This window comes from Paenibacillus sp. CF384 (assembly GCF_900106745.1).
Classification (GTDB): Bacteria; Bacillota; Bacilli; order Paenibacillales; family Paenibacillaceae; genus Paenibacillus_Z.
In genome coordinates, this window is record NZ_FNNV01000007.1 from 286,259 (window position 1) to 296,376 (window position 10,118).

General features: G+C 47.6%; 8 protein-coding genes and 1 rRNA gene. 8 read left to right on the top strand and 1 reads right to left on the bottom strand.

The genetic code is table 11. The features are described from left to right. Positions 1-48 precede the first annotated feature (48 nt). From dnaN to gyrB, 5 genes are all read left to right on the top strand, one after another. Complete coding sequence (gene dnaN / locus BLW29_RS14460; protein WP_090980642.1) at positions 49-1,191, top strand: DNA polymerase III subunit beta; 1,143 nt, start codon at positions 49-51, stop codon at positions 1,189-1,191. Between the two features lie 17 nt (positions 1,192-1,208). Then, on the top strand, positions 1,209-1,424 hold the full coding sequence (gene yaaA, locus BLW29_RS14465; protein WP_090980644.1) for a S4 domain-containing protein YaaA: 216 nt from the start codon (positions 1,209-1,211) through the stop codon (positions 1,422-1,424). 46 nt (positions 1,425-1,470) lie between these two features. Next, entirely contained in the window at positions 1,471-2,580 is a 1,110-nt protein-coding gene (gene recF / locus BLW29_RS14470; protein WP_090980646.1) for a DNA replication/repair protein RecF, read from the top strand. 33 nt (positions 2,581-2,613) lie between these two features. Next, positions 2,614-2,862, top strand: a complete 249-nt coding sequence (gene remB, locus BLW29_RS14475; protein WP_090980648.1) for an extracellular matrix regulator RemB — start codon at positions 2,614-2,616, stop codon at positions 2,860-2,862. Between the two features lie 73 nt (positions 2,863-2,935). Further along, positions 2,936-4,846 (top strand): DNA topoisomerase (ATP-hydrolyzing) subunit B, encoded by a 1,911-nt coding sequence (gyrB, locus tag BLW29_RS14480; protein WP_090980649.1) that lies wholly within the window; start codon positions 2,936-2,938, stop codon positions 4,844-4,846. 44 nt (positions 4,847-4,890) lie between these two features. Here gyrB and BLW29_RS14485 read toward each other — a convergent pair whose 3' ends face one another. Further along, positions 4,891-5,643 carry a YheC/YheD family protein gene (locus BLW29_RS14485; RefSeq protein WP_090980690.1) on the bottom strand — a complete coding sequence of 251 codons (753 nt, stop codon included), beginning with the start codon at positions 5,641-5,643 and terminating at the stop codon, positions 4,891-4,893. A gap of 437 nt (positions 5,644-6,080) precedes the next feature. Between BLW29_RS14485 and gyrA the strand changes: the two genes are divergently transcribed. From gyrA to BLW29_RS14500, 3 genes are all read left to right on the top strand, one after another. Beyond that, positions 6,081-8,579 (top strand): DNA gyrase subunit A, encoded by a 2,499-nt coding sequence (gene gyrA, locus BLW29_RS14490; protein ID WP_090980651.1) that lies wholly within the window; start codon positions 6,081-6,083, stop codon positions 8,577-8,579. A gap of 39 nt (positions 8,580-8,618) precedes the next feature. Next, complete coding sequence (locus BLW29_RS14495) at positions 8,619-9,704, top strand: HD-GYP domain-containing protein (protein WP_090980653.1); 1,086 nt, start codon at positions 8,619-8,621, stop codon at positions 9,702-9,704. Between the two features lie 324 nt (positions 9,705-10,028). Then, positions 10,029-10,118, top strand: a 16S ribosomal RNA gene (locus BLW29_RS14500); the annotation flags it as partial.

The following is a 10,118-nucleotide window of genomic DNA, read 5'->3' on the forward strand; positions in this document are numbered from 1 at the left end:
CAGCTCCTCATTCGCCGCCTTGATCCCTGCAATATAGGAGTGACATTCATGAAATTAACCATTCGAAAAGATCAATTGAACGACGCGATTCAACAAGTTTCCAAAGCAACTTCCAGCAGACCGGCGATTCCTATTCTCGGTGGTATCAAAATCGACGTTACACACCAAGGTGTAACACTTACCGCCAGCGATACCGATATTTCGATTCAAAGCTTTATTCCCGTTGAGAACGGTGAATTTGTCATTGCAAAAGTACAGAAACCAGGCAGTGTTGTATTACCGGCTAAGTTCTTCGTCGAAATCGTGAAGAAACTTCCGTCGGATGAACTCGAAATTGAAGTAAAAGAACATCACCAAACGATGATTCGCTCCGGTTCGACGGACATCCAAATGGTTGGCCTGGATCCCGAAGAATTCCCGATTCTTCCGACAGTCGAACAAAGTGAGAACATCTCTGTTCCCGGCGATCTGTTGAAATCGATGATCCGCCAAACCGTTTTCGCAGCTTCTACGAGTGAACAAACGCCGATTTTGACCGGAGCGCTCTGGAATTTACAAGAAGGTCAACTGAAATTCGTGGCAACGGACCGCCATCGTCTGGCTAGCCGCACAGCAGCTGTCGATACCCCTGAGAATTACCGTTTCTCCAATGTTGTTATTTCAGGAAAGACACTCAATGAGTTATCCAAGCTCGTTCCGGATGATCATACACATGTGGATATCGTTGTGGCGGACAACCAAGTGCTCTTCAAAGTGGGTAACGTATTGTTCTACTCGCGTATTTTGGACGGGACTTACCCCGACACTTCTAAAATTATTCCGCAGCAGTTCAAAACAGAACTCGTGCTTCATACAAAAAAATTGACGGATGCGATCGATCGCGCTTATTTGATGTCGCGTGAAGAGAAAACCAACATCGTTCGCCTTATTTCGGATGAAGACGGCACGATCGAAATTTCCTCGAGCTCCACGGAACTCGGCCGCGTAACGGAGAAACTCGATGCCAAAGAAATGAACGGTGAGCAGCTTCGCATCGCCTTTAACTCCAAATATATGCTTGATGCACTGAAAGTTATCGATAGCGAGTATTTGTTTATCGGATTTAACGGCGCTATGAGCCCGATCATCATTAAGCCGACCGATCACCCGCACAGCCTGCACCTCATCTTGCCATACCGGACGACAGGCTAAAGAAGGAGAATGAAACGATGAAAGAAATAGGGATTTCGACAGAATATATTGCACTCGGACAGTTCCTGAAGCTGTCGGACTGCATTGATTCCGGCGGGGCAGCCAAATTCTTCTTGCAGGAGAACGAGGTACTGATTAACGGGGAGCCGGACGACCGCCGCGGCCGCAAATTGTACACCGGCGATAAGATTGATGTGAAAGGGTTCGGCAGCTTTACGATAGTGAAACGGTAATGCAGCAAGCCAAACAGCTTGTCAGCAGTAACCGGGGGGCATCTAAATGCGATTAACATCCATTCAATTGCAGCATTATCGCAATTACGAGCATATTGAGCTTGCGACTGACAGTCAGGTCAACTTGTTTGTCGGTCGCAACGCACAAGGTAAGACCAATCTGCTGGAAGCCATTTTCGTGCTGGCTCTGACGAAGTCTCACCGTACGAGCAAGGACAAAGAGCTAATCGGCTGGCAATCTTCTGAAGCGCGGATCCGGGGTGTAGTGGAGAAACGATATGGTCCGCTCACGCTGGATCTCTCTTTGTCTACGCAGGGGAAGAAAGCGAAGATAAACGGCCTGGAGCAGCGCAAGCTCAGCGAGTTTGTCGGATCGCTTAATGTCGTCATGTTCGCTCCTGAGGATTTGGAAATCGTAAAAGGCACGCCGGGCATCCGAAGACGGTTTCTGGATATGGAAATCGGCCAGGTTCAGCCCGGTTATTTGCATGCACTGGGTCAATACAGCAAAGTGCTTGTGCAGCGCAATAATTACTTGAAAACAGCATCGCCCGGAAACGCCAATCAGGCCATGATGGATGTCTGGAATATGCAGCTTGCAGAGTATGGTGTTAAAATTGTGAAAAAAAGGCAAAACTTCATAGAGAAGCTCCAGAAATGGGCGCAGCAGATTCATGCTGGCATAACCGCCGGCACCGAAGAGCTGACCATTGTATATCGACCCTCGTTCGAAAGTGACGGGGCCGAAGATGAATCTATATTATTTGAGCAATTTATGATAAAGTTAACACAAGTAAAGGATCAGGAGCTTCGTCGTGGTATGACGCTCGTTGGTCCTCATCGTGATGACATGGCCTTTTTTATAAATGGCAAAGAAGCCTCAGTTTATGGGTCGCAGGGCCAGCAGCGAACGACAGCCTTATCGCTGAAATTAGCTGAGATTGAACTTATCCATGAAGAAATCGGCGAGTACCCTTTGCTGCTGCTCGATGATGTTTTATCCGAGCTGGACCAGCACCGGCAAACGCAGCTTATAGAAACTTTTCAAAGTAAAGTGCAGACCTTTATTACGACGACCGGGCTTGAAAGCGTTAATATCAGCAAGCTCCATGATTCCCGCGTGTACCAGGTGAAGGACGGTCATGTCGAACAGTAAGCCTTAAGGCGTTGCCTATGAGAGGTGGAGGCTATGTACATTCATTTGGGCGGAGAAAAAATTATTCGTGCTACGGAACTGGTAGCTATATTTGATATCTCAATCGAGCAGTCCTCCAAGCTGTCCAAGCAATTCGTCGCACAGGCTCGGAAGCGCAAAGACGTTGAAGTTATAGGAGAAGAAGAAGCGAAATCCATCGTAGTGACCGAGCATAAGATCTACTATTCGCCGATTTCATCCTCAACGCTGAAGAAACGATCGCACCATTTTGCGACCAACTAAGGGTCGTACAACGGGAATGGATTTGCAGCATTAGATGCGGCAAGAGTAGTTGAGAGGAGCAGTGAAATTGAGCATGTCGTCGAATCAGAATACGTATGATGAAAGTCAGATTCAAGTACTTGAAGGATTAGAGGCGGTACGTAAACGCCCCGGTATGTATATAGGCTCCACCAGCGGGAAAGGGCTTCACCATCTGGTATGGGAAGTCGTTGACAATAGTATTGACGAAGCACTGGCTGGCTTCTGTACACGCATAGAAGTCACCATTCATGAAGATAACAGTATAACTGTCGTCGATAACGGCCGCGGTATTCCGGTCGGAGAGAACGTGAAACTGAAGAAATCGACACTCGAAGTGGTAATGACCGTTCTTCATGCCGGCGGTAAGTTTGGCGGCGAAGGCTACAAGGTCTCCGGCGGTTTGCATGGCGTCGGTATTTCCGTCGTGAATGCGTTGTCTGAGCATGTAGAGGTCACTGTTAAGCGGGAAGGTCATATCCATAGACAAGAGTATCGTCGCGGCGTACCGCAATACGATCTCAAAGTCATCGGTGATACCGAAGAAACGGGAACAACGACTCGATTCAGACCGGATCCGGAGATTTTCACAGAGACGTTGGTTTATGAGTATGAGATCCTTCAATCTCGTATTCGTGAGCTGGCATTCTTGAATAAAGGCATTGAAATTGCGCTGCTTGATGAGCGGACAGGCGCAACAAACACCTTCAAGTACGATGGCGGAATCAACGAATTCGTCATGTATTTGAACCGTAAACGCGAGGTATTACACGAACAGCCGATTTACGTTGAGGGCACCAAGGACAACATCCATGTGGAAGTAGCCTTGCAGTATAACGATAGCTATACAGAGAACATTTACTCGTTCGCTAACAACATCAACACGCATGAGGGCGGTACGCATGAGTCCGGCTTCAAGAGCGCGCTGACACGTATTATTAACGAGTATTCCCGCAAAATGAACGCGATCAAAGAAAGCGACTCCAACCTGTCCGGTGACGATGTTCGTGAAGGCTTGACGGCGATTATTTCCGTTAAGATTCCGGAACCGCAGTTTGAAGGTCAGACGAAAACAAAGCTTGGTAACAGTGAAGTGCGGGGGATTGTAGAATCCTTCTTTGCGGAGAAGTTCCAAGAGTTCTTGAATGAAAATCCGGCTGTTTCGAAGAAAATCATCGAGAAGGGCCTGCAAGCAGCACGTGCGCGTGAAGCAGCTCGTAAAGCCCGTGAGTTAACTCGTCGTAAGAGCGCACTGGAAGTCAGCGCATTACCGGGTAAATTGGCGGATTGCTCCTCGAAGGATGCTTCGATCAGTGAAATCTATATCGTAGAAGGTGACTCCGCAGGTGGATCGGCTAAACAAGGCCGTGATCGTCATTACCAGGCGATATTGCCGCTGCGGGGTAAAATATTGAACGTTGAGCGCGCGCGTCTTGACCGAATTCTATCCAATACGGAAATTCGTGCAATCATTACGGCGCTTGGTACGAGCATTGCCGATGATTTCGATATCTCCAAGGCTCGTTATCACAAAGTTATCATCATGACCGATGCTGACGTCGACGGCGCACATATTCGCACGCTGCTGCTGACCTTCTTCTTCCGCTACATGCGCAAAATTATCGAGGCCGGCTTTATCTACATCGCACAACCGCCGCTCTTTAAGATCGAACGCAACAAAGTCGTTCGTTATGCGCAGAGCGAGAAAGAACGCGATGCGATCATCAGCGAATTCGGTGAAGGTGCTAAAGTGAATGTACAGCGTTATAAAGGTCTCGGAGAGATGAACGCATCGCAGCTGTGGGAGACAACAATGGATCCGGAGAGCCGTACGATGCTTCAAGTTACAATCGAGGATGCCATTGAGGCTGATAATATTTTCGAAACCCTTATGGGAGACAACGTCGAACCACGCCGTGAATTCATTCAAGAGTTTGCGAAGTATGTAAAGAACCTCGACGTATAGAGCGTTACAAACAACAAGCCGTCCGGCGATTCGGGCGGCTTGTGTTATTTCTTCTTGCGATTATTTGCTGCGTGGTAGCGATAAATGCGGCGGAAGATGTCCTTATCCGCCAGCTTTCGGAAGATATAAGGGTCAGGCATTGTATTGACCTCAAGGATCCAAGGTCTGAAGGATTGATCAATGGCCAGATCCAGACCTATTTCCTTAATCCCCTTATACGTAGTCTGCATTTGATGAGCGGTGGCTACACCTAGTTCCGCTAACCATTCTTGATAGCTGGCAATTTGCGCAGTAGAAAGATGGGAGCGCATCAGCTTCTCAAAGGACATTGCAGTACCGCCATTATGACAGTTGGTTACCACTTTAGTGGGATCGCTGACTCTGCCGATGACCCCGGTTGTGACCCATTGCTGCTTCAGGTTGTGCTGAACCATGACGCGGACATCGAATCTTTTTTTGTCATAGGTCAGTAAATGGATGCCTTGCTGGATCAAATATTTCCGTCCCTTAATGACTTGCCCCAGAGAACGTGCCATCGTTTCAAACGAAGCAAAGCTTTGCAGTTTCGTTCCAAGCTGATAAGTGTACGTATGATCGGCTGTTTTCTCCACTCGAATGACGCCGTTGCCGAATGTGCCGTGATCGGGTTTTACATAAACCATTTCAAACTCATTGAGCATCAGCTCAAGGTCAGACGTGCTCCACACTTTGGTGAGTGGAATACGTTGACGTAATTCGTCCGAATGCAGCAGTACGTTTGTTTTCTCCAATTTGCTTCTCACGCGTTGAATGGCCAACAAGGTCCCGCCTTCCAGAGGGGTAATAGGTCGTGTATGAAAGCCCCAGCCTGCAGGAGACAGAGGTTGAAAACGATGTTATAATAGGGATAATGCCTATTTTTGCTTCTGTGCTAGAAGCCCTAATAAATGCACTTGGAATGAAATAAGCTTCTTCGCTCACAAGGACGGCAACAGCCGTTTCACCTCGCATGTTAGATTATGGCGGAGAACGGTCCATGGAGTGGGCGAATACCTACGTTTTGCGAAAGTTTGTTGCAGGGCGGATGCCTGAAATCAACTTTATTGCCGGCAAACGTTTAAGGATGGCTGGATTGAGAAAAAACTATAATGGATTCTAGTATTCTGTTATACGAATTATCCCTGCTTTCGTCATGCGGACAACGCTGTAATCGCATTCGAAGGCTCATGTTATAAGCAACCCTAGGAGGTCAACGATGGCGGAAGAGAACAATCTGCAAGTAAGGGATCGCGATATCGGTACTGAGATGCGCGAATCGTTTATGGATTATGCAATGAGTATCATCGTTAGCCGCGCACTTCCGGATGTACGAGATGGACTGAAACCGGTTCACCGCCGGATTCTCTTTGCGATGTCCGAGCTTGGCATGTCCCCGGACAAGCCATACAAGAAGTCGGCCAGAATCGTCGGCGAAGTTATCGGTAAGTACCATCCGCATGGTGACTCTGCCGTATACGAGACCATGGTCCGGATGGCACAAGATTTCTCGCTGCGTTATATGCTCATCGATGGTCATGGCAACTTCGGTTCCATTGACGGCGATATGGCGGCAGCCATGCGTTATACAGAAGCACGTTTGTCCAAGATTGCGATGGAGATGCTTCGCGATATCAATAAAGAAACGGTCGATTACATTCCCAACTATGATGGCGAAGAGCATGAACCAAAAGTGCTTCCTGCCCGTTTCCCGAATCTCTTGGTAAATGGATTGACAGGAATTGCAGTAGGTATGGCTACCAACATTCCGCCGCATAACTTGACTGAAGTTATCAATGGGGTTCAAGCGCTTATTCAGAACCCTGATATCACTCCGATCGAGCTGATGGATTATATCAAGGGGCCGGACTTCCCAACTGCCGGGTTCGTAATGGGACGCGAAGGGATGCGTCAAGCTTATACAACAGGCCGCGGATCCGTCACCATGCGTGCTCGTGCAACAATTGAGGAGAATGGCGGTAAAGCTCGGATTATCGTGCATGAGCTGCCTTACCAGGTTGTCAAAGCAAGACTTGTCGAGAAAATCGCAGAGCTTGTTCGCGAGAAGAAGATCGAAGGTATTACCGATCTTCGTGATGAGTCCGACCGTAACGGTATGCGTGTTGTCATTGAGCTTCGCCGCGACGTGACACCAACTGTTGTACTGAACAATTTATACAAACAAACGCAGATGCAGATGAACTTCGGCTTCAATATGCTTGCACTTGTTAAAGGCGAGCCGCGTACGCTCAATCTGCGTGATATTTTGTATTACTACTTAGAGCATCAAATCGAAGTCATTCGCCGTCGTACGGAGTTTGACCTGAAGAAAGCTCAAGCACGTGCTCACATTCTGGAAGGCTTGCGTATTGCTCTTGATCATCTTGATGAAGTCATCAAGTTGATTCGTGCATCGCAAACAACAGAAGAAGCTAGAGAAGGTTTGATTTCACGCTTTAGCCTAAGCTTCGATCAAGCACAAGCTATTCTCGACATGCGTTTGCAGCGTCTGACAGGACTCGAGCGCGACAAAATCGAAGCCGAGTATGCAGAACTGCTTCGCAAAATCGCGGAATTCCAAGCGATTCTTGCTGATGAGCAGCTTGTTCTGCAAATCATCAACGAAGAGCTCGAAGAAGTGAAAGAGAAGTTCGGCGATGAGCGCCGTACAGAGCTGATGGTTAGTGAAGATGAGATCTTGGATGAAGATCTGATCCCTCGCGAAGATGTCATTATCTCGGTTACGCACTCCGGTTATGTGAAGCGTCTGCCCGTTACCACTTACCGCAGCCAGAAACGCGGCGGCAAAGGTGTTATCGGAATGGATACGAAGGATACCGACTTCGTCGAGCATCTGTTTGTATCGAACACGCATCACTTCCTTCTCTTCTTTACGAATAAAGGGAAAGTGTACCGCCTGAAGGCTTACGAGATTCCGGATCTCAGCCGTACGGCACGTGGGACACCAATCATTAACTTGATTCAAATCGAGCAAGGAGAAACCGTTAATGCGGTTATCCCGGTTGAATCGTTCGAGCCGGATCGGTTCTTGTTCTTTGCAACGAAACAGGGCATCGTGAAGAAAACGCCTCTTGATGACTATTCGAATATTCGTAAAGTCGGACTTATCGCGATTAATCTGCGCGATGATGATGACCTGATCGGCGTGAAGCTGACGGATGGCACGAAAGAAATCATTATGGGCACGAGCCAAGGGATGTCTATCCGATTCCCAGAGACTGATGTTCGTCCAATGGGACGTTCGGCGACAGGGGTTAAGGGGATTAGCTCTGATGACGACGATCAGGTAATCGGTATGGATGTCGTAGAGCCGGAGAATGAGGTATTGATCGTTACAGCCAATGGTTACGGTAAACGTACACCGGTAAGTGAGTATCGGAGCCAAAGCCGTGGCGGTAAAGGGATCAAGACGCTTAATGTTACGGAGAGAAATGGAGCCATTGTCAGCTTGAAAGTCGTACAAAACGACGAGGATCTGATGATCATGACATCCGGAGGCACGCTCATTCGTATGAGCATGGCCGGCATCTCTACGATGGGCCGTAACACGCAAGGGGTTCGACTCATCAACATTCGTGAAGATGACTCTGTTGCGACGGTTACGCGAGTGGCGCGCAATGACGAATCAGACAATAGTGATGAAGAGCTAGATGGTGAGGAGACAGAAGGAACGTCCTCCACTGAAGAACAGTCATAAATAAAGAGAAGATAATCACAGGCATCGTGGAGGAGAGCTATGGGGACAGTAGCGATTTCGCAAGTAAAGCTTGGGGACAAAATTGCACAAGACGTTCTCACCCCGCTTGGCAGTGTGCTTTTGCATAAAGGTAAAGTGGTAACTCCACGTGAGTATGATATATTGCATGCCTTCCTTGTACCCGCTGTTTATATCGACTCGCCAGGGGATAAGAAGGAAGCAGAGGAAGCAGCACAAGAGAAACATGTAGAATCGGGCAAAGAAAGTTCGAGCAAATCGGGATTGTTGGAGCAGTATGACCTAACGGTTGTGCTGCTCAAGAAAGTATTCAATCAGATGATGAGCGGAATGGCACTGCCGATTCTTGATTTGCGTAATCAGCTGGAAGCACTGCTTGCGCATAGTCATGATTATAAGATGATGACTTTCTCTCCGCAGAATGTCCCGAATGAGGATTATCTGTTTCACAAAAGCGTGATGTCGGCTTTAAGCTGCTATATGCTCGCACAGTGGAATAACCTCCCTAAGAAGGACTGGATGCAATCGGCGTTCGCCGGGCTGCTTCATGATATCGGCAACGCCAAGGTAGACCGTAACATCCTCAACAAACCTACGAAGCTGACGGCTGAGGAAGTAGAGGATATGAAACGACATACTGTTCTTGGATATCAGCTGCTCAAGAATGCTACAGCAATCAATGAAGGTGTGAAGCTGGCAGCACTTCAGCATCATGAACGATATGACGGAAGCGGTTATCCTCTTGGTATCGGGTCGGAGAAAATCCATCCTTATGCTAAGTTTGTAGCGATCTCGGATATCTTCAATGCCATGACGATGAAACGCGCCTACCGTAAAGCGACTTCACCTTACTTAGTGCTCGAGCAGCTGCTGCAGGACTCATTCGGCAAGCTGGACCCTGCCTACGTACGGATCTTTATCGATAAGGCTACTCAGTTTAATAATGGAACAGTCGTACGGCTGAATGACGATCGTATCGGTGAGATTGTTTTCTCAGACAGGAATCATCCAACAAGGCCATGGGTTTCTGTAGCCGGAACGATCGTGAATCTCATTACCGAACGACAGCTCTATATAGAAGAAGTAATGACGAGAAACAATAAATAAAATGAATTTGAAATAATGGTTGACCTGGTTTGTTGAACTGTGTTATATTACTTCTTGCCGCTTTTGAGGCAAAGGAATATAACACAGTTTTTTATTTGAAAGAATAAAAAAAAGCTTGCAATCAGGTAAGCGAATGTGATATATTAATCAAGTCGCCGCTGAGACATAGGCGCACAAACATGAAGTACTTGTTCCTTGAAAACTGAACAATGAGCGACCAGTCAAATGGTCATAAATCGCGAAATTAACGTTTCGCAAAGCTAGTTTTTTGAATGAGCTAACAAGCGAATTCTTAAAAATGGCCAAGCCTTCGGGCTTACCACTTTTATGGAGAGTTTGATCCTGGCTCAGGACGAACGCTGGCGGCGTGCCTAATACATGCAAGTCGAGCGGAGTTATTCCTTCGGGGATAGC

Bases quoted from the DNA above. Each gene is read 5' to 3' on its own strand.
- remB (WP_090980648.1), top strand. From the start codon at position 2,614: ATGTACATTCATTTGGGCGGAGAAAAAATTATTCGTGCTACGGAACTG.
- gyrB (WP_090980649.1), top strand. From the start codon at position 2,936: ATGTCGTCGAATCAGAATACGTATGATGAAAGTCAGATTCAAGTACTT.
- gyrA (WP_090980651.1), top strand. From the start codon at position 6,081: ATGGCGGAAGAGAACAATCTGCAAGTAAGGGATCGCGATATCGGTACT.
- dnaN (WP_090980642.1), top strand. From the start codon at position 49: ATGAAATTAACCATTCGAAAAGATCAATTGAACGACGCGATTCAACAA.
- recF (WP_090980646.1), top strand. From the start codon at position 1,471: ATGCGATTAACATCCATTCAATTGCAGCATTATCGCAATTACGAGCAT.
- BLW29_RS14495 (WP_090980653.1), top strand. From the start codon at position 8,619: ATGGGGACAGTAGCGATTTCGCAAGTAAAGCTTGGGGACAAAATTGCA.
- yaaA (WP_090980644.1), top strand. From the start codon at position 1,209: ATGAAAGAAATAGGGATTTCGACAGAATATATTGCACTCGGACAGTTC.